This is a genomic window from Terrimonas alba, from assembly GCF_042434975.1.
Classification (GTDB): domain Bacteria; phylum Bacteroidota; class Bacteroidia; order Chitinophagales; family Chitinophagaceae; genus Terrimonas_B; species Terrimonas_B alba.
The window spans coordinates 808617-828391 of the sequence record NZ_JBHMQM010000001.1 but is presented as its reverse complement, the minus strand read 5'-3'; the positions used below and the strand labels follow the sequence as shown (position 1 = coordinate 828391).

17 protein-coding genes are annotated in these 19775 nt (G+C 41.8%); 7 read left to right on the top strand and 10 right to left on the bottom strand.

Annotated elements, in window-relative coordinates; all coding sequences use genetic code 11:
- Positions 1-53: 53 nt before the first annotated feature.
- The 3 genes from ACFEL9_RS03340 to ACFEL9_RS03330 form a co-directional block, all read right to left on the bottom strand.
- Positions 54-3116 carry a two-component regulator propeller domain-containing protein gene (locus tag ACFEL9_RS03340; RefSeq protein WP_385886114.1) on the bottom strand — a complete coding sequence of 1021 codons (3063 nt, stop codon included), beginning with the start codon at positions 3114-3116 and terminating at the stop codon, positions 54-56.
- A gap of 139 nt (positions 3117-3255) precedes the next feature.
- Complete coding sequence (locus ACFEL9_RS03335; RefSeq protein ID WP_385886113.1) at positions 3256-4035, bottom strand: hypothetical protein; 780 nt, start codon at positions 4033-4035, stop codon at positions 3256-3258.
- A gap of 394 nt (positions 4036-4429) precedes the next feature.
- On the bottom strand, positions 4430-4921 hold the full coding sequence (locus ACFEL9_RS03330) for a GIN domain-containing protein (protein ID WP_385886111.1): 492 nt from the start codon (positions 4919-4921) through the stop codon (positions 4430-4432).
- Between the two features lie 326 nt (positions 4922-5247).
- Between ACFEL9_RS03330 and ACFEL9_RS03325 the strand changes: the two genes are divergently transcribed.
- Positions 5248-6303, top strand: coding sequence for a sensor histidine kinase (locus tag ACFEL9_RS03325; RefSeq protein ID WP_385886109.1), 1056 nt, complete (start codon positions 5248-5250; stop codon positions 6301-6303).
- A 178-nt stretch (positions 6304-6481) separates the two neighbouring features.
- The gene (locus ACFEL9_RS03320; protein ID WP_385886107.1) at positions 6482-7264 is read left to right on the top strand and encodes a LytR/AlgR family response regulator transcription factor; all 783 of its coding nucleotides are present in this window, start codon (positions 6482-6484) and stop codon (positions 7262-7264) included.
- A 107-nt stretch (positions 7265-7371) separates the two neighbouring features.
- Here ACFEL9_RS03320 and ACFEL9_RS03315 read toward each other — a convergent pair whose 3' ends face one another.
- Entirely contained in the window at positions 7372-10428 is a 3057-nt protein-coding gene (locus ACFEL9_RS03315; RefSeq protein WP_385886105.1) for a ligand-binding sensor domain-containing protein, read from the bottom strand.
- 247 nt (positions 10429-10675) lie between these two features.
- Between ACFEL9_RS03315 and ACFEL9_RS03310 the strand changes: the two genes are divergently transcribed.
- The 3 genes from ACFEL9_RS03310 to ACFEL9_RS03300 all read left to right on the top strand — a co-directional run bounded on the left by ACFEL9_RS03310 (position 10676) and on the right by ACFEL9_RS03300 (position 13767).
- Positions 10676-11452 carry a hypothetical protein gene (locus ACFEL9_RS03310; protein ID WP_385886103.1) on the top strand — a complete coding sequence of 259 codons (777 nt, stop codon included), beginning with the start codon at positions 10676-10678 and terminating at the stop codon, positions 11450-11452.
- Positions 11453-11601: 149 nt separating this feature from the next.
- Positions 11602-12963, top strand: coding sequence for a glycosyltransferase (locus tag ACFEL9_RS03305; RefSeq protein WP_385886102.1), 1362 nt, complete (start codon positions 11602-11604; stop codon positions 12961-12963).
- A gap of 123 nt (positions 12964-13086) precedes the next feature.
- Entirely contained in the window at positions 13087-13767 is a 681-nt protein-coding gene (locus ACFEL9_RS03300) for a hemerythrin domain-containing protein (protein ID WP_385886100.1), read from the top strand.
- Between the two features lie 345 nt (positions 13768-14112).
- On the opposite strand, the gene ACFEL9_RS03295 is transcribed toward ACFEL9_RS03300, so the two are convergent.
- The 6 genes from ACFEL9_RS03295 to ACFEL9_RS03270 form a co-directional block, all read right to left on the bottom strand.
- A complete protein-coding gene (locus ACFEL9_RS03295) occupies positions 14113-14676 on the bottom strand; it encodes a DUF1203 domain-containing protein (RefSeq protein ID WP_385886098.1) in 564 nt (187 codons plus the stop codon).
- 186 nt (positions 14677-14862) lie between these two features.
- The gene (locus ACFEL9_RS03290; RefSeq protein ID WP_385886097.1) at positions 14863-15402 is read right to left on the bottom strand and encodes a hypothetical protein; all 540 of its coding nucleotides are present in this window, start codon (positions 15400-15402) and stop codon (positions 14863-14865) included.
- A 14-nt stretch (positions 15403-15416) separates the two neighbouring features.
- Positions 15417-16028 (bottom strand): hypothetical protein, encoded by a 612-nt coding sequence (locus ACFEL9_RS03285; RefSeq protein WP_385886095.1) that lies wholly within the window; start codon positions 16026-16028, stop codon positions 15417-15419.
- 225 nt (positions 16029-16253) lie between these two features.
- Positions 16254-16625 (bottom strand): iron chaperone, encoded by a 372-nt coding sequence (locus ACFEL9_RS03280; protein WP_385886093.1) that lies wholly within the window; start codon positions 16623-16625, stop codon positions 16254-16256.
- A 56-nt stretch (positions 16626-16681) separates the two neighbouring features.
- Positions 16682-17359 (bottom strand): HD domain-containing protein, encoded by a 678-nt coding sequence (locus ACFEL9_RS03275; protein ID WP_385886092.1) that lies wholly within the window; start codon positions 17357-17359, stop codon positions 16682-16684.
- A gap of 100 nt (positions 17360-17459) precedes the next feature.
- A complete protein-coding gene (locus tag ACFEL9_RS03270; protein ID WP_385886090.1) occupies positions 17460-18020 on the bottom strand; it encodes a hypothetical protein in 561 nt (186 codons plus the stop codon).
- A gap of 109 nt (positions 18021-18129) precedes the next feature.
- Here ACFEL9_RS03270 and ACFEL9_RS03265 point away from each other — a divergent pair, with 109 nt between their 5' ends.
- Both ACFEL9_RS03265 and ACFEL9_RS03260 read left to right on the top strand, forming a co-directional pair.
- A complete protein-coding gene (locus ACFEL9_RS03265; protein WP_385886089.1) occupies positions 18130-18882 on the top strand; it encodes a transposase in 753 nt (250 codons plus the stop codon).
- Entirely contained in the window at positions 18828-19757 is a 930-nt protein-coding gene (locus ACFEL9_RS03260; RefSeq protein ID WP_385886604.1) for a transposase, read from the top strand. Before ACFEL9_RS03265 ends, ACFEL9_RS03260 begins: the two co-directional genes overlap by 55 nt.
- Positions 19758-19775: the final 18 nt, after the last annotated feature.

Genomic DNA, 19775 nt, shown 5'->3' with positions numbered 1-19775 from the left:
TCCGTTAAATTTTAGGACCGGCAATCCCCGAATACGGGGAGAGAGGATGAGAATCACGGGATCGGGAAACTCAACACGATCGTCGTGCCTTTTCCCGGTTCACTTTCTACTTTGCAGGCGCCTTTCATTTCCCTGGCCCGCATTTTCATATTTTGAACGCCGTTGCCCGACAGCGTAGCCGCAGATTTTGCCTTTAGGGGATCAAAACCTTTCCCGTCATCTTTTACGGATAATTCAAGATGATGATGTTTCAGTACAATTTCCACCCATATATTTTTACAATTGGAATATTTCAGCGCATTGTTCACTGCTTCTTTAAAAATGAGGTAGAAATTTTTCCGCTTGTTCATTTCCAGGTGTTGGTGTTGCACACTTAATTCATAACTGAAATGAAATTTTATTTCCTGTGATGTAAGCAGCGGCCGGGCATACGACTCCATGCGTTGCAGGATGGTGGCCATGTTATCATTACGCGGATTGATGGCCCACACAATGTCATTCATCTCTGATATCATTTCGCTGGAAGTCGTACTGATTTTTTCCAATGTTTCCTGCAGCGGTTCCATCCGGTTTTGTTCTTTATAGATTTTGGCCACCTGGCTATAAACAGAAATACTACTTAAGGTAGAACCGACATTGTCGTGCAGGTCCTGTGCGATCTTATTGCGGATGGCCTGGCGTTTCAGCAGTTCATTGATACGATAGCGATAAATGGCATATACGATCAGCGAAATAATCAAGGCCGACAAGCTGTAGAACCACCATGTTTTCCAAAACGGCGGATTTATCCGGATAACAATGCTGGCTATGTCATCGCTCCACTCACCCGGCCTTATCGTGGCCCTTACTTTAAAAACATATTCGCCATTATCGAGGTTGGTGTAGTTGATGGAATTGTTGGTACCATCCAGTACCCAAGCTTTATCAACCCCTTCCAGTTTGTGTGCATATTGCACGGGATAACCAGTCTGGTAAGCGGGTGCGGCATAATCGAGTGAGAAAAAGTTTTGATTGTATTTTAACCTGATTTCTTTATTAAACAGCAAATGACTGTAGGAGACATTGAAAATTTTAAAATCAGTCAGGAAGACTTTTGTTTTTGTATTCATATCCCTGATTGCATTGGGATCAAAGGCTATGAAATAGTTGGACCCGGCCACATACAACTTTCCGGTTTCATCTTTGAAAATATAACCTTTCACACCCCCTGTTTTTTCAAGATCGGGTAGTTGATAGGTGGTATAAGATTTATGATAGGGATCATATTTGTGGAGGTCGCCATTAGCGATCATCCACACATTTCCCTTACTATCGGTTTGAATACCCTCGGTCAGGTTGTGCGAGGCAGTGATGTGCTGAAATGTTTTCTTATGGGTATCAAAATAATTCAGGCCACCGCCGTATGTGCTTACCCAAAAATTTCCTTTGGAATCTTCGGCAATATCATATACATGATTATTAGAGATCGATTGCCCGTTGCCCGGAATATTATAGTAGTAGTTGATAACCGGTGAAGAATATCGCACCCATTCACCCAAGCCAGCCTTGGCATTAGCGATCCATATTTTTCCGTCACTGGCTTTGAAAAATTTCCGGACGAGATTATCCTTTATGTTGAAATTTTTTATGATCTGCCTTACGCTATCCTGTCTTGACACCCATTGTTGCAGGGTGAAATCATAATAGGCGATATAATGACCGTACGGCGAAACCAGCAAGACCGGATGCCCTTCGATAGTATCGGTTATCATCGACACCACCCTCGACTCAATGATTCGGTTCATGACGATATCCTTTTCCGTATTGGGCAATGGCTCTACCGTGAAATTGTTTTTATTGAACCGAAAAAGAGAAATATTGCTTCCAGCATACAGAACGCCGGAAGCATCTTTGAAGAATTTGGTAATCGCCAATGGATCTTCTTTATAAGAGATGGGATAATGCTGTATGCCACTTTTGTTTTTTATATAAATGCCCCTATTGCTGCCAATATAAAGCTCACCGTCACCTTCTCTATAAAAATCATATATGGTGTGACCAGCCGCATTGACTGATGGCAAAAAAGTTTGTGCAAATTTTTGTTGTAGTGGGTTATAGATACTGAGCCCTCTTGTTGTTCCTGCCCAGACAATGCCGGACCGGTCAATATAAATGCAGTTGACCTGGTTATCGGCCAATGATCCTTCTTTTGTTGGATCATGTTTGTAGTGAAAGAATTTTTGTGTGGCAGGATGAAAAAAATAAAGACCATTGTAACGGCCGCCGATCCAGATATGTCCATGCTGATCTTCCGCAAAGGCAAGCGGATCATCGCCAGGAAAAGAAAAAGGATCGGCCGTGTTGGAAAACACATCTTCTTTTTTTTGTAGCGTGTTTACCCGGTACACTACTTTGTCCCAGGATCCCAGCCACATATTTTTTTTACTGTCTTTGAAAATAGAAGCCACCGTCATGTGCGGTAGTTGCGCATACACATTAAAATACCGTTGATCTTCTTCAAACGACAAGGTCTTCGGATCAATCTTTATTAATCCGCCGCCCTGGCGCCCCGCCCAAATTTTTCCGTTCGGATCAATGGCCAGGTCGAGATAGGTTCTGGATCTGCGGCTCACAGGTTCTGAGAAAATTTCTTTTTGCTTGTCAAAGCGCAATACACCATGTCCGCTTGTTGCCAGCCACAAGTAACCAGCCGGATCTTCCACCAAGGCATTGATGATGTTTAACGGGATGGAGGTAGTGTCGGTAGAGGAGTGTTTATATTGTCTAAATTGTTGTTGCGGTGCGAGGCGATAATCATATTTTGTCAAACCGCCATCAGCTGTTGCGATCCATAATATACCCTTGTTGTCCTCCAGCAAATCGGTAATGATATTGCCGGACACAGACGTAGCATTGGCCGGATCGTGACGAAATACCTGGAAGCGATAGCCATCATAACGGTTCAGTCCATCGTCGGTCCCGATCCAGGTAAAGCCTCTTTTATCCTGGATAATGCAATTCACTTTATTGTGTGAAAGCCCGTTAGCCGCTGTAAGATTGCGGAAATATAATGTTGCCGGTTGCGCACCGGCCATGCAGGAGAGAATGCAAAACAGGTATGAAAAAAAAGCTTTCATCTGCCGGCTTTAATCCGTAGCTGGTTGAATAGTGAGTTTACAAAGGTCTTAAAAAAAGTCGTCCCGTTGCGGCGGGACGATAGTAATACCATGTATTAAATATAGGTCTTTGTTGGCTGTTATTTGGATAACAACTTTATTAATCGATGGCTTTTGCCGGTTCATTGTATAAGAAATTATCCATGGTTACCAGGTCCGATTGACCATTATCGCTGATATCTTTTTGCTGACTGTCGAGATGCCCATCATGCGAAATACGAACACGACTTACCTGTTTATTTTTGAAATAAACACCGAGAAAAGAAAAATTGCTTCCCGCTTTGGCAGGTACAAAAAATTTGCCCAGGCTTTTTTCCTTATTAAAAAATTCAAGTGAGGTACTATTGGCCAGGTCTACATCTGAAAAAACGATTCCGAATCCTTTTACGCCGGCTGGTATAGATTTTCCCGCTATACGGAACTCTACATCCCACAACGAACTGCTGATGTTTGCAAAACTTTTACTGCCACTAAAATTGCTGAACTGGCTGGATGCATTTGGATTTACTTCCAAAAAATTGGTTTTGCTTACCTGGAAATTACCCGCGGTAGTGTACACGAGGCCACGTTGATTGGAAACGGATGCCTGCGCATGAGTAGGATTAAAAAAGTCAACCGGAAGGCTTTGATTCAATAATTCATCCGGCACGCCATCCCAATTGATCTCCCGGCGGCCACCAACCACACCGGGTGTTGTGTTTAATTGATCACCTAGTAATTGCCTGAATTCGTTGAGACGGGGATTAATGTCTCCGGTTGCAGTCATTACCACTACATCCTCTTCTTTACTGGTTTCGTCGTGTTTAGAACAGGCGATCAGCAAAAGGATTGATAGCACTGCGGCAACGATGCCACCCTTGATTGAATTTCTGATTTTCATAACGAAGGTTTAATGATTGGAGGTTTTTGAAAAATCGAAGGCAAATGTCACTGGCCATAGTCAATCAAACCACCCCCATCTATGTGCCAGGGTATCCCCGAATCCGGGGATAAAAAATCCCGGCCTGGACCGGGATCATCTAAAAGCACCACCATTCAACCCAAACTGCCTTTCTGCATGGTTTTTCCTGGCTGTTATGAATCGTCACTGTTAGTTGATCTTTTCGGAGAGCGGGGTTTACACCAAAATGATGGGAGGAGAAAGATATTCAGCGTTCGGTAGTGTTATTATACCGCGGCGGTTGAATGATAGAATGAAAAGGTGGTCTCAAGCTGTCAATATATATTTAAGCATCTTGAGACCACCACGTTAACCTGCAGATTATTTAAACCAACTAATAAGGTTTTTTAGCAGGTTCTGCTTTCGATAAGTAGGTTACTTTTAACTCGGCGTCATTCAATGAATGAGGTCTTACAATACCCGTTGTTTTAATATGCACTTTGCTATTGCCCTCAACAAATACATCCAGCAAGCCGGTTTTCAATGTGCCAAAGGTTTTTACATCGCTGCCGCCATTGACGGTCAGGTTTTTCAGGTTGTTGACATAGATGTGAACAACGGGTTTCTCCTTTGACTTACCGGCTCTTTTGCCGATATAAAGTGTTTTGTTGCTCAACTCTACATTCAGCTTTTCTGATGTTAACTGATCAAGCACGATGGCATTGTCTTCATAGGGGGCCTGGATCAATACGACATCGATACCGTCCACGATATGGATGTTTTCAATGTTGCCGACATTCAAATTCAATTTTTCGGGCTCACCCGCAGCGACTGATAAAATGCCAATGGCGACAGCCACCAGTGTTGAAAAAAGTTTCTGTTTCATAAATAAAGTTTTAATGGTTTGTTTGTTAATTGACACTGTAAAAATGTTTCAAAAACGAAGGCCGGACAATCACCGATCCTGTGTGATTTGTCACTGAAAGCGGTGAAGGGAGAGAATACGACAATGATTGGAACAAACAAATGTTTATTGAAGGGGCAAAAAAATCAGGAAAACCTTGCTTTTTTCTGCCCGCAAATCCGATCTTAATTAATAATTTGCTTTCTACAGTTCATCCTAAAAAATAACAATTCATCCTCAATAATAACAATTCATGCTGCGCCTGAGGCCTCTGCGGGGTTCAAAAAGATAATTTAGATATACAGCGCATGAGTGAGTTATTTTACAATATGAAGGCATTGAGCTACAGTAGTAAAGAAAAGCTAATCGGTGTTTTGATCATACCGCCGGTAGCCATTGTGATCAACTATTTTGTATTTGGGACGATCTATTTTGAGGAATGGGGTTATTTCCTGGTTCCCACTTTAGTCACCAGCATCGTAGTGTTGATCATTTATATACTCTGTGGGATGATCGCCACGATACTGCTGAATCGTTTTCCCGAATATCACCAGACATTTAAACGAATAGGTATTGAACTATTATGCTTTGTAGGTATAACGGTAGCCGCCATCACTATTTTGTTTTTCGGCTACGAGTATATCGACATACAGGGCATGCCCGTAAAAATGGAAAACTATTGGTGGGTATTGCTCGTCGGCGCTACCTGCAACCTGCTTGCTACCAGCTTTAACGAAGGCGCTGCCTTTTTTGAAAAATGGCGGGAAGTGGTGGATGAGTCGGACCAGTTAAAAAGAGAAAACCTGCAAAGCCAGTTGGAAGGATTGAAGGGACAGGTGAACCCGCATTTTCTTTTTAATAGTTTGAACTCTCTTTCTTCACTGATCAGTGTGGATCCCGAACAGGCAGAAAAGTTTTTGGATGAGATGAGTAAAGTGTACCGTTACCTGCTGCGCACCAACGAAGAGGGCTTGACAACCCTCGAAGCCGAAATGCAATTCATCCATTCTTATTTTCACCTGCTAAAAACAAGGTACGGCGATGGGCTGGAGATGGAGATCCGCATCAATGATAAATACAGTGGCTACCAGTTACCGCCACTTACCCTGCAAATGCTGGTAGAAAATGCCGTGAAGCATAATATGATCTTAAAAGACAGCCCTCTCCATATCCTCATCATGACCACCAATAGCGGGAAACTGGTGGTTACGAATAACCTGCAGCGAAAAGACCGCATGGTGTCTTCCAATAAAGTGGGGTTAACCAACATTGTAAAAAAATACCGCCTGATGAAAAAGGAAGAGATCAGTGTAAGAGATGACGGAAAGGAGTTCGCTGTTGTGGTCCCGCTTATACAGCCTTAGCATAAATTGTTTCCGTTAGCGGTTTCCTGTTACCGGTAACTGGAAACTGGTAACATTTCTTTACAACTCATACCTGAAAAGATCAGTTCATCCTCAGAATATGGCAAATAAAAAGCCTTGCTGTTTTGTAATAAGCTTGGTTGAAGTATCTTGCTTAAACACACAAAAAAACTGAGCTATGAAGGTACTAATCATCGAAGATGAGGAATTGGCGGTAAAAAAGCTGCGTAAGACGTTGGAAAGCGTTGATAGTTCTGCTGAAGTAGTCGGTGTTGCCGACAGCATCCGTTCCTCTGTAAGCTGGTTGGAGCAAAATCCGACTCCCGACCTGATCCTGATGGATATCGAGCTGGCCGATGGACAGAGCTTCGAGATATTTGATAAAATTGAAGTGAAAAGCACTGTTATCTTCACTACTTCCTACGACGAATATGCATTAAAGGCGTTTAAAGTAAACAGCGTGGACTACCTGCTGAAGCCTGTACAAAAAGAGGACCTGCAGATAGCGTTGAATAAGCTTAAAAACCTCCAATCCATGTATGGCGGCAATAATACGTCTGCTGATCCGCTGAATGTAGACAGCCTGGTGAAGGAATTAAGGCAAAAATTGCAACCCAAAGAATTCCGCAAACGGTTTTTAGTAAAACATGCCCAAAAGCTCATTAGTATTGAAGTGCAGGACATCGCTTACTTCTATAGCGACGGGCGCCTAAACTTTTTCAAGACCAACGACAATAAAAAATATGTAGTGGATTATACCATGGATGAGCTGGAAGATATGCTGGATCCGGACCGGTATTTCCGCATCAGCCGTTCCTTCTATGTCTCTATTGGCAGCATCGACCAGATACATGATTATTTTGGCAACCGGCTTTTATTAAATCTCAAACCAGCAGTGGATAAAGAATCGATCGTAAGTCGCGAAAAAGTAGCCGACTTTAAAAAATGGATGGGGAAATAGCAAAGAGATCGGAGGCCCGATGCCGGAGGTTAATGACGTGAATTACGGGAACCCGGATGAAGCGGAAGTTCTGACATCGTACGTCTTACTTCATACCTCATACTTCTTTAAACACTCATCTCCAACTTTACAATACTTCCTGTATTCACATTCGACTCAATGTAGAAAGAAGCGTCGATGGCTGATGCACGGCGACGCATGTCGCTGATGCCGCGGCCCAATACGCCGGTTTCCAGGTCGAACCCTTTTCCATCATCTTCTACCAGCATGATCAGTTTGTTATTTCGTAACCGAAGACTAAGTTGAATATGTTTTGCCAGTGAATGACGGGCAGCGTTGGTAACTGCTTCTTTGAAAATGCCTAGCAATTCATAACGGTATTCCATATCCAGCTTCAGTTTCATCACCTGTTGTTCAATATCAAAAACAACTGTTACATCATATGAATTTTCGATCTCTGCGGCGAACTCCCGCATGCGGGCAATGGTATCGGGCAGATTATCATTGCCGGGATTAATGCTCCACACCATATCATACATCGCTTGTACCATCCGGTTGCTGGCATCACTGATCTGGGCGATATACTCTTTGGTACGGGCGGTGTCGGTGTCAATTTTGTTTTTAGCCAGCTCACTGGAGATGTTAATGCTGCTTAATGAATTACTCATGTCTTCGGTAAGGCTGGTAGCAATCCGGGTGCGGATACTTTCTGTGGCTCTTATCTTTTGTGTTCGTTGTTTATCGATCCAATAAAATAAGCCTACTGTGGCAAAGACCGCCAGGCCAAGAAACCACCAGGTACGCCAAAATGGAGGTTTTATTTTCATTACCAACCGGGTAATGTTTTTCGAAGGATTTCCTTCCGCATCTTCTGCTTTTACTAAAAAAGTGTAATTGCCCGCCGGTAAATAAGAATAGACAGCCTGGTTATTATTATCGGCCACGATCCAATCCTTATCAAGACCCTGCAACATGTATTTGATGATATATGCACGGCCATAACCCAATCCCGAGAACTCAACGGTAATAGAATTCTCTTCCGGCCCCAGGGTTACCTGGTCGTTTTTTATCAGTGAGTCTACCAGTAGCGGTTTATTGCGCAATTTAAAACCAGTGATCACAATATTGGGTGCGGGGTCATTCAGCATCACCTTCAAGGGATCAAAAAGGATAAGCTGGTTATCGGCGCCAAACACCAATCGTCCGCTGGGTAACTTGTAAGATGCAGCCGTCACGAAATGATCATTCATCATGCCATCCATGCGGTCAAAATGAACAAATATTTCATTGCGCGGGTTGAGACGGAAAAGCCCATCACTCAACGACAGCCAGATATAACCATTCTTATCTTTTTCTACGGCGGCAAGATTACCCGTACTGGATTGGGGTAATTGTATGGTTTTGGTAATCTTTCCTCTTTTGGTATTAAAAAGATGAACACCTTTAGCCGCAATGACGATGGTCGAATCATCATATTGTGTAATACCCGGCGCCCAATCGCCTAACAATCTTCTTTCGGGAGGTTCTGTCGTGCTTAAATGAAAAACTATTTTATCGGTGACAGGGTCAATGACATAAACACCAAAATTGGAAGTACCTACCCACACAAATCCCTTGCTGCAGACAAATATTTTCAAGATCTGGTTGACGGGGATGGCATTATATGCCTCCACACCATTATCAAATCTTTTTTGACCGTTGGCTGCGGTCCATTTAAAAACACCCAAGCTTTGTGTTCCCATCCACAGGTTGCCAAACCTGTCTGCTGCCACTTGCCTTACCGTCCTGTTTTTCATGATTGGCGGGTTGTGACCTGTAACAGTTTGTGTGGCCTGGTTCAACGCATAAATGCCGGGCTGCGCTCCCATCCAAATGGTACTACTGTCGGGCGATAGACACATGCTCCACACCCATGGCGTGCCTTTCTCATCAATGCCACGGATATTTAACGGCAACATCCTGTAGTTACTATCAAAGCGATAAAGTCCATCACCCCAGGCTCCTGCTAATAGGGTTCGTTGCTTTGTCAAAATAAACGACATCATCGCACCTTTACCCGGTAACCTGGTAGAGCGGTTGATATGACGGATATTGGAAAAAAATTGCTCTGCAGGATTGAAAGAATACAGGCCATTGTTGTTGGTGCAAACCCAAATATTACGGTCACGGTCCTCGAAAATATCATTGACCCGGTCATAATCGATACTTTGCTCATTTTGATAGCCATTATAGACCTGTTGAAATTTTCTTTCCTTTTCAATATAACGGGCAAAAACATTTAGTCCCTTTATCCAGATGGTGCCATCTTTTTGTTGTAGTAATCCCCGGAGTTCGTGATATCCATCAATGATCGGAACAAAGCTGTACTTATTCAGAATAACTTCTTTTTTTTTAAGGTCAAATGCATACAGGCAGGCTGCGCCCAACCAGGCATCAAACCAAAGCCGTTCCTGTTTATCGATCATGATCCGGGTGGCGCCCTGTACATCACCCAGTGAATCGATGATAGCTTCTTTGGCAACATTGTGCCCTTTATAGCTTAATTGTTTTGCCTGCGCATCGTATACGGCTAATCCTTTGGGGCCAGCGATCCAATATTTTTTAGTACCCTGTTGTTGTACGCACCATGACGTTTGCCAATCGGGTGGTAAAGGGATGAAGTTATGAGCCGAGGAAAATTCACGATGTGTTTCGCTCCAGGTAAGAAAGGCAAGATGAGCATAGATAATATATAAATGGCCCTCTTCATCCATGGTCAATACCCGGTCAGCAAACAGGATGTTTTTATCTTTTACCCGGACCGGTATCTCTTCATACCTAAATGTTTTGGTGTTAAATATGCCTGCTTTACCATCGCCGGTCAATACCCACAAATTCTTTTTTTTGTCAAGGAGCAACTGTACAATATAATTGTTGGGAATGGAAGTTGGATCGTCTTTCTGATGAATAAAATTTAAATATCGTTGTCCATCGAAACGTTGTAATCCCCGGTTGGTACCTACCCAGATAAAGCCCTGCTCATCCTGTAAGCTGGCAGTAGCTTCATTGGAAGCTAAACCTGATGATACACCGTAGTGAGTGAAGGAGTATTGCCTCTCCTGTTGAGCACCGGCAGTGATAGCCAGCCCTAACAAACAAAAAATATGCAGCCAATACTTTTTCAACAGCAGGAATTTGATATTCCCAAATATAGCCAATGATGCTACAAATTGAGTATTTGTAAAGATGGATTAGATGCAGTGAAGATGAATTGTATAAAACAGGGTATGAATTGTGAAGAAAACGTTTGTGTAGTGACGGTTTCATCCTGCCGAATTTTCAATTCATACAAGAGTCGGTTGCCAACGGAAGGTTCTTATATCAACTTTATGCCATCAAACCATTAATCATTAAACCTTTTAAACATTAACAATGAGAAGATTTTTATTCCTTGCCCTTGTAGCTGGCATTAGTTTGACATCCTGTAAAAAAGATAGAGACGAAAATGGAGGCATTTTTAAAGGACCGGTCCAGGAGTTTCAACATGGTAAAGCCTGGACATGGGTTCAAATAGACAAGGATAATAAACCAGAACGTATCGGCATTTCAATTGATGCGGAAGCGATGAACAGCCTTGATCCCGGTGATGAACACAATGGCGGACATAATCATGCCAATGCTCTCTCACTGACCTTTCATCCAAAAGCAAATGTGACACCCTTTGTGCATGCCCTGTTAGACTGGAATCCCCATGGTCACGAACCAGCAGGTGTTTACACATTGCCCCATTTCGATTTTCATTTTTATATGACAAGCGAAGCGGACAGAAAAGCAATCCCACCCTTTGATGTTGATAATACCGGTTTCCTCAAGTTTCCTGCAGAAGGATATATGCCTGCGATCTATGTTCCTACGCCGGGTGGTGTGCCACAAATGGGTACGCATTGGATAGATGTGACCACTCCCGAAATAAATGGCGGAACGTTCACACAGACCTTCATATATGGAACTTACAATAGCGAGGTTACTTTTTACGAGCCCATGATCACCAAAGCATTTTTAGATGCCAACCCATCGTTTACCAGGGATTTCCCGGCGCCTGCTAAATTTAAAAAATCCGGCTACTATCCAACGAAGATGCGTATAGAGAAAATAAATGGTGTAACCAATATTGTACTGGAGGGATTTGTTTATCGCCAGGCTTCATAGAGACTAATAAATAAAATGTTTGTGCTGTAGAATAATTTTTCGAATGCTTCTTGTCATGTTTCGACAAGCTCAACATGACAAGAAGCAGGCACAACGGATCAAGATCATTAACCTTTCTGCCGACAGGCAGGCTTTAAACCTTATCAATCATGCAAAGTAGTACCAACATTGATGCATTAGCCGGAAGAAAAATTCTTTTTGCCAGCATGCCTGCCGAAGGCCATGTGAATCCGCTAACAGGTCTTGCGAAACATCTTCAATCCCTCGGTGCGGATGTTCGCTGGTACACCGGCTCTTCTTACCAGGAGAAGATGGATAAACTTGGTATTCCTCTTTATGGTTATCGCAGGGCCGTCGACGTGAATGCAGCCAATTTGGAAGAAGTGTTTCCCGGCCGGGAGAAGATCAAAAGCCAGGTTAAAAAGCTGGTATTTGATATGATCCACTTTTTTATCGGCCAGGCACCCCGGTTTTTAGAAGATCTGAAAGAAATAAGACAGGAATTTCCTTTTGATTTAATAATAGCGGAATCTACTTTTACCGCCATCCCGCTGATCGAAAAAACAATGAACCTGCCGGTGATCGGTATCGGTATCGTACCATTGGTTGAAACATCCAAAGACCTGGCGCCCGCAGGCCTGGGTATTACACCTATCCCCGGCATTGCTGGTAAAATCAAGCATAGCATACTGCGATATGTGGCTGACAAAATTTTGTTTAGCAAACCCAATAAGCTGACGCACCAGATCATGGAAAATCATGGAGTGGAACATGGTGGTTCCAACATCTTTGACCTGATGGTAAAAAAAGCGACCATCTTTTTGCAAAGCGGTACGCCTGGATTTGAATACAAGCGGAGTGACCTGGGAAAAAATATTCGCTATATCGGCGCACTGCTTCCTTATTCAAACAAAAAAGAATTCAAACCATGGCATGATGCCCGGTTGACACAATATAACCGCATCGTACTGGTGACACAGGGCACTGTAGAGAAAGATGTAGAAAAATTGTTGGCGCCAACGCTGGAAGCGTTTAAGAATACGGATACCCTGGTGATTTGTACCACCGGTGGGTCACAAACAGCAGAATTGCGCCAGCGGTTCCCGCAAAATAACCTGATCATCGAAGATTTTATACCCTTTGCCTGCGTGATGCCTTATGCTAATGTGTATATCACCAATGGCGGTTATGGCGGTGTCATGCTCGGTATAGAAAATAAATTACCTATGGTAGTAGCCGGTGTGCATGAAGGAAAAATTGAGATCTGCGCCAGGGTAGGTTATTTCAAACTTGGTATCAATTTAAAAACAGAAAAGCCAAAAGCCGGGCAAATAAAGCAGGCAGTCAATCAACTGATGGCTTCATCGCTGTATCGAAGTAATGTAGAAAAGCTTAGCAAAGAATTTCAACAATACAATCCCAATGAACTGTGTGCCAGCTATACGGCGTATTTACTCGAGCAGCCAGCAAACACAAGGACCAGGTTTTTATCGAACGAAGCAGTGGCGTAGAGGCATGTCAAAAGTGAAAAGTTAAAAGTCAAAAAAGGAAACGCCTTTCACTTCTCGCTTTTAACTAATAAGAGTATTCTATTCAAATCAAACAATTGCAACAGCAATTATAAATTCTATTTTATGACACGATTTAATATGTTCAACCAGATCCATAAAGCGTTAAGGGCTCTTTTATATGATACATCACTGGCATTGCAGCAAACATGGTTTGGTGACGCCGAAGAAGCAGAAATTTCATTGGATAAAGTGAAAATGGTGGTCGACATTTTTGACAAGCATGCCCAGCATGAAGACAATTATGTATTGCCTGCCATCCAGCAATATGAACCATCGTTGGTTGATACCTTCGAACTCGAGCATATCAAAGACCATGAGCTGACTGAACGTCTCCGTGGGTTATTGACCGTTTATAGCATGGCACAAAGAAGCCAGGTAAAAATGGAAACCAGCCAGGCCATTGTCTTAGCCTTCCAGGAGTTTATGATCTTCAACCTGCAGCATATGGCCAAGGAAGAAGCCGTGTTGAACAAAGTGTTGTGGCGGTATTATTCAGACGAAGAGTTGCTGGCGATCAATCAAAAAATTATTGCTTCTATTCCTGCCGAAGAAATGGCGCTAAGCAGTGCGTGGATGATGCGTGGGTTGAGCAACACTGAGATCAGTGGTTGGCTGAAAGCCGTGGAGAAAAGTGCGCCGGAAGTTGTTTTCAATAACCTCTTCAGCATTGCGGAAAAAGAATTGCCGCATGATCGTTTCCGCAAATTGCTGGAAAACCTGACGGAAGGAACGATGGTGGTTTAGCAGTCATTGAAAATTGAACATTGAATATTGAGCATTGAGAATTTCCCGTTGTTGAAATAAATGTTCAATGTTCAATACTCCATGCTCAACGCTCATTTAAACCCACTACCTGGTAACCTATTAAACCTTATACCATGCAACGGATTATCCACTTTTTTGAACTCGCTTTTATAGTCGTTCACCTCGCTGTCAAAAACGAAGACGCAAGAAAAGCTATGTTCAATAGCATCAGACCGGTGCTGTAAAAAAAATCTCAGGGCAACGGGGTAGTGATGGCAGTAGCAGGCATTGCAGCGGTGCCGCTATCAGAGCCATCACTTTTTTATTTTTTTGATGTAGTCCGGATTATCCGATAACCGCTCTTTTGGCAACACAATTATAACAGCCGGCTTTTGCATTGTGAATATGGATATACGAAATATTGATGTTATCAAAGATTGTGGAGAGATGTTCTGCCAGCTCTTTACCTTCAATAACGGTTGACCCTTTCATCATGCCATCGGCATCATAGCTGCGGACGGAAAGCAGACGGTGTTGCAGCATTAGCGGAATTTGATTGCTTTCCAATTGAGCAGTCTCCGCATCTTTTCGCACAAAGACCGGCCCGCTGGCCCGGTAAGGAGATTGGGTTTGATGAAAGGCATAAGGCAATAGCATTACTTCATCGCCAATATCAGCGTCCTGCAAACTAACCCGGCAGGGGAAACCGGGTTTTGTATCAGCGGTCATTCTAACGATGCCCTGTTTTTTTAATTCGGTGTCATTGAGTGAAAACAAATTTTCAAATTCTTTCTTTGGTAATGATTGAATGATAAAGTCCGCCATATAATTTTTTACCAAAGGTCGATGGGGGAGAGTGGGACGGCAACCCGGAACTTGCGGAGTTAATGTTGGGAGCGGTTTTAACATGCTTACCGATTTAATCAACTGTAGCCCAGATTGCCGCCGAAGATTTGAGTTAAGTTCCCCTTGGGCAAAACCGTTGTCACCTGCTGGCGGCATCATTTAAAGTCCATCCTTTTTTGACAAGATACTTTCGACATTTACCGCAAAATTCTCTTTCTTCATCAGTCGGATTGCCGCCCTCTGCATCTCTCATAAAACATTCTTTTCCGGGCAGTGATCTAAACCAGATGTATGACCAAGCTCATGAATGCAAACTTTATAAAACTGGCTACTTACCTTCCCTTTATTTAAGCGAAAAGAAGATACAACACATGAATTGCCTGGTCGAAATCCAAGTCCCATAATACCCCAATCTTTGATTTTTCCATCCGTGGTACTGATGTCTTTATTTGTCAAACCGATTGTTACATGTCCTGGGGCAGTCCTTCGTTTCAAGAATCGGATGGGGGAATCGGCCCTATACCTATTTCGGGGAGAATAGAAGGAGGAAGAAGGTAATGGGATTTCAGGTTTAATAGAAATGTGAGGATAAATATTCTTTATTTGAATTGCTACTTTTTGAGTCATCTCATTTGGAAAACCAGCAAAGGGTTGGATATCTACTATTACATGTTTTCTTTGAGACGTTTCATCATTTGAACATGACGAACAAAAAAAAAAGAAAAAAGGAAACCTATAACATATAGCTGTTTCATATGTAGTTAAGATAGCTTGCAGGTAACGGCCCATGTTGTAGGCTGTTTTTATTCGATTCGAGTATAAACAATTTTAGTTCCGTCGGCCTCATCGCCCTCATAACGTTTTTCATTAATAATGCGCAAAGTGTTAAACGCTTGCCTATGGTCGTCGCCAACTCCGTTTTTGTTGAATTTTATAATCCCATTTTTTTCGTCAATTGTCACGGAATCTAAAGTGAAAAGATGTCGTCCCAGTGTATGATATTCATTTCCGTTTTTTATTTCAACAACTTCTTTCCCTTTACGACCGTCTTTAAATTCATACTCATTTAACCACTTTCCTGGAAACAATGCTTCAATTTGCCTTTCTTTTAAAATTTCCATCATGCCCCTTTTCCTATTTATTACGTCTTTGAGTTGAATACGCACTATATCCATAAGAAAAGCCGGAATTAATAAAGCAAGAAGAATTATAACTACTATAGCTATAGTGAAGTAGTTGATTTGAATATAGGAGCTAACGGACTTTTGATACAAATCGGCTATAGGAATTTTCTTAGCTAAAGAAACTAATAAGGTTCCAATGCCACCCAATATTGTCAAAATAATTCCAGCAAATACTTTACTCCAGACCGGATCTGTCCAATTGTCTTTAATCCAATTCTTCTTATTGCTCATTTTGTTCGTAATCTTGGTTCAATTCAAGTCTGTCCTTAATAGCCGACAAACCTGTATTGATGTAATAGATGCTATTGTACTAAAAATACAAATTATTAAGAATGAGCAAAGTAATATTATACATTTTGTATTTTTTATAGCAGCAATACAAACTATTGGCTATAACCTTTGTACATGCCTGCTTAAACGGAAACACTTTAATGATCAGGTTTTGTTGGTAAAGAACTACATCCATCGTGCATCTTTTTCCCTCACTTCTTTAGCCCGAAAAGCAGCGATCTTACGAATAAGCAATTTCGGAAGTGGTTTGTCATAATGGAATTGAATGGTGTCTTTGCCTGTTGTGTACTTTGCCAATTCCTCTTTGAAGGGTTCCATGGCGGAATGAGTCGGCATGAAATTAAGATGTGATTTGAATGCAGTGTATGCGAAAAGTATTCTCTTTTCTTCAAATACCGGCGATCCCCACTTCAGCGACTCTTTTGCATTTGGCGCAACCTTCTTCAGAATTTCACGCATCTCACGCAATTTCTTTTGAGCTTCTTTGGGAGCAGCATTGATGTATCCGGTAACCGTTGTTGGCTTATTAGTTGGCATGGATATTATGAATTATCCGTTTAGCATGGGTTGTAAAGTTCAGCCATTGCAGCGGTTTACGTGGAAGAAAGTTCTTTCAGTTCGTCAGTAAGATTTTTTCTTGCCTGCATTTCATATTTATTGCGAAAGTATGCTGTCTTGTAAATGTTTTTCATTTGGAGAAAGTGCCGCAATACTTTTTGTCGGCCGGATTTATAAACAAAGTCAGGGTACAGTTTATATTCCTTTCTTATCATCGTCGAATACTGATGATATACGCCGTAATCTGCACCTAAAATTGTCAGGTCTGCGTCGATGAAAAAGTTGGTATCATCGTCATCAGAAATAGCATGTCGCTTTGTCGCCATAATCTGGTTAAAGCATTTTTCTTTCTGGGAAGCTGGTATTGACAATTTTGATAACCTGTCATAGGCGATTTTTGCACTTTGTTCTTCGTTATCGTTTTTTACTGTGTTATAAATGATATCATGATAGGCGATAGAAAAAACCAGTGTCTGCCAATCGGCAATTTGGTCTTTGACCGGGATAAGTTCTGAAACCAGGTTGTCCAGGTGAGATAAGGAGTGATAGTATCGTCCCGGTTTTGAATAGGATCTTTTGATTTCCTCCCAGAGATTTTCGATAAGGTCTTTATCGCTGGTAATAGCGGCGAGTTCGGTGTTGAAGATATGTTGGAACATAGGACGAAAAATAGCGACTAACGCCTGTGCTAATGTAAGAGATGTTAAAGTCATTAAAACTACGAATTATTAGCAAGCAGCTATTCATTACCTATTTCTCGATACAATCTATTGAACCATGACCTTTGGACAAACCTGCTGTTGTTGGTGGCAGTTATAAGTTTAAAGTATCGGATAGCCTAAAGTACTTAGATAACTTCCAATTGGCCGTTCTCGGATTGATGTAAAAGTATTCGATGTAGCTGGTGGTTGAAGCACTGTATTCCAAAATGTCAGAATATAACAAACCAAGCTTTTTAAAGTCACGAATACAATAGTCGCCGACTGTAAGCCGCCATGCAACTTTATCAGCTTCGCTCTCTGTAATTGGTCTTGGATTGTATATTAAATCAGTCAAATACAGGAAATCAGACTTCCAATTCTCAACACTATCATTTAAAGGAAGATCATACTTCGCTATTTGTCGCTTGACTTCTTTTATCTCTTTAAGCATTCTGTTTGCTAATAGAATTTGCGAATAATAAGTCAATATAGAAAGGCAATAGCCGTTTTTGGGACATTCCTGGTCTGAGGCGAGCTCCATTAAAGTAGAAATGTATTCGGTAGAATGAAGAGCTAAATCCTCATCTTGTTGGGTGAAATAAAGGCTATCGTCATAAGCCCATTCCTTTACTTCCTGTATGGACGGTTTGAAGTTGTCCAAGTATCTGTCCATTTGTTTAGTTATCGACGAGAGTTTGAAATAATTGCCACCAACGGCAGTCTGTGAAAAAACCGTTGTTTACAAACAAATATACACATCCTGTGAATAGACTAAACTCCGTATGTTTTTTGCTTCCACAGTTGTCATGCAATTCAAACAAGGAACCAACCGCAATCAAACCAGCTTCACCACGCTGGATCAGCAAGTAACAGCTAATAATGCTGTACGCATCATTGATGCCTTTGTTGATAAGCTCGACTTACAAAAGCTGGGCTTAATCAATACTGTTCATAAAAGCGAGGGCCGCCCACCCTTTGCACCACAACTGCTGTTAAAGCTATACCTCTATGGCTATCTCAATAAGATCCGCAGCAGCCGCAAACTGCAACAGGAATGCCAGCGAAATATAGAGTTGCGCTGGCTGATGCACGAGCTGGCGCCCAACTATCATACCATCGCCGACTTCAGAAAAAACAACAGCGATGCATTAAAAAATCTTGTTAAACTGTATGTGCAATTTTTAGATGAGTTGGATTTATTAGGTAAGCAAACCATTGGCATAGATGGCAGCAAGTTCAGAGCGGTCAATAGCAGCAAGAACAATTACAACCAGCGAAAGATAGAAAAGCACCAGGCCATGATTAAGCAAAAAGCAGATCAGTATTTAAAAGAGCTTGATGAATTTGACAAAGATGATACAGATGATAGCGGCTCTTCCTATCGCAAAGAAGAAGTAGAAGCAGCTTTGCAAAGACTGACTGAACGAAAAATAAAATACGATGACCTGCAGCAACAGTTGGATAACACCGAAGAAAAAAAATCAGCACTACAGACGCCGCCAGCCGTGCACTCATCATCAATAAAAACATTGTAGAAGTAAGCTATAACACACAGGCCGCTGTGGATGCAAAGCATAATTTAATTGTTCATGCCGAAGCTACCAATACCAATGATGGTAAGGCGCTGCACCGTGCCGCCGTGCAGGCTAAAGAAAATATGGGCTTAAAAAAACAAAACAGCATTGATGTGTTGTCCGATAAAGGTTATCATACCGGGGCAGAGCTCCAGAGCTGTCATGATGAAAACATTGAAACCTATGTAGCTTTTAAAGAACAGTCATCAGTAAAACATTTGAAAAAAGAATTTTTGAGCACACATTTTATTTATAATAATGAAACCGACAGTTACACTTGTCCGGCGGGTCATACATTGACATCGCTAAACACATGGCATTATAAAAAAGGAGACGCCGGTGAAACAAGTTATCGGTTTAAAACTTATCGAACCGATGGTTGCAAAACCTGTTCATTAAAAAAACACTGCACCAAACTGAATAAGCGCATCATTCACCGCAGCGAGTATCAGGATGCAGTTGACCGCAATAACAAAAACATCAGGGAAAACCCTGCTTACTATAAACGCAGGCAAAGCATCTGCGAACATCCCTTTGGCACCATCAAGCGACAATGGGGATACACTTACACACTGATGAAAGGATTAAAGAAGGTAAATGGAGAAATGAACCTGATCATGCTGGTATATAACATGAAAAGAACTTTATCCATTCTTGGATTTGAAAAATTGATCAAAGCGATTGCAAACTGGAAACCAGATTACAAAAGAGTAATCTGCGCTTTAAAAAACCTGTTTATAAAAAGGATTTATCTCCAAAATGAGCCAATCAATTTTTTACCCTCATTGCGGATCTTTTTTTTGACGGGCAAAACCATTAACAGCACAATGAACTAAAAAAAGTTCTACAGACTG

What these genes read in the sequence shown, in the direction of transcription:
- ACFEL9_RS03340 (WP_385886114.1), bottom strand. Translation starts at nt 3,116, where the DNA reads ATGAAAGCTTTTTTTTCATACCTGTTTTGCATTCTCTCCTGCATGGCC.
- ACFEL9_RS03335 (WP_385886113.1), bottom strand. Translation starts at nt 4,035, where the DNA reads ATGAAAATCAGAAATTCAATCAAGGGTGGCATCGTTGCCGCAGTGCTA.
- ACFEL9_RS03330 (WP_385886111.1), bottom strand. Translation starts at nt 4,921, where the DNA reads ATGAAACAGAAACTTTTTTCAACACTGGTGGCTGTCGCCATTGGCATT.
- ACFEL9_RS03325 (WP_385886109.1), top strand. Translation starts at nt 5,248, where the DNA reads ATGAGTGAGTTATTTTACAATATGAAGGCATTGAGCTACAGTAGTAAA.
- ACFEL9_RS03320 (WP_385886107.1), top strand. Translation starts at nt 6,482, where the DNA reads ATGAAGGTACTAATCATCGAAGATGAGGAATTGGCGGTAAAAAAGCTG.
- ACFEL9_RS03310 (WP_385886103.1), top strand. Translation starts at nt 10,676, where the DNA reads ATGAGAAGATTTTTATTCCTTGCCCTTGTAGCTGGCATTAGTTTGACA.
- ACFEL9_RS03305 (WP_385886102.1), top strand. Translation starts at nt 11,602, where the DNA reads ATGCAAAGTAGTACCAACATTGATGCATTAGCCGGAAGAAAAATTCTT.
- ACFEL9_RS03300 (WP_385886100.1), top strand. Translation starts at nt 13,087, where the DNA reads ATGACACGATTTAATATGTTCAACCAGATCCATAAAGCGTTAAGGGCT.
- ACFEL9_RS03295 (WP_385886098.1), bottom strand. Translation starts at nt 14,676, where the DNA reads ATGTTAAAACCGCTCCCAACATTAACTCCGCAAGTTCCGGGTTGCCGT.
- ACFEL9_RS03290 (WP_385886097.1), bottom strand. Translation starts at nt 15,402, where the DNA reads ATGGGCCGTTACCTGCAAGCTATCTTAACTACATATGAAACAGCTATA.
- ACFEL9_RS03285 (WP_385886095.1), bottom strand. Translation starts at nt 16,028, where the DNA reads ATGAGCAATAAGAAGAATTGGATTAAAGACAATTGGACAGATCCGGTC.
- ACFEL9_RS03280 (WP_385886093.1), bottom strand. Translation starts at nt 16,625, where the DNA reads ATGCCAACTAATAAGCCAACAACGGTTACCGGATACATCAATGCTGCT.
- ACFEL9_RS03275 (WP_385886092.1), bottom strand. Translation starts at nt 17,359, where the DNA reads ATGACTTTAACATCTCTTACATTAGCACAGGCGTTAGTCGCTATTTTT.
- ACFEL9_RS03270 (WP_385886090.1), bottom strand. Translation starts at nt 18,020, where the DNA reads ATGGACAGATACTTGGACAACTTCAAACCGTCCATACAGGAAGTAAAG.
- ACFEL9_RS03265 (WP_385886089.1), top strand. Translation starts at nt 18,130, where the DNA reads ATGTTTTTTGCTTCCACAGTTGTCATGCAATTCAAACAAGGAACCAAC.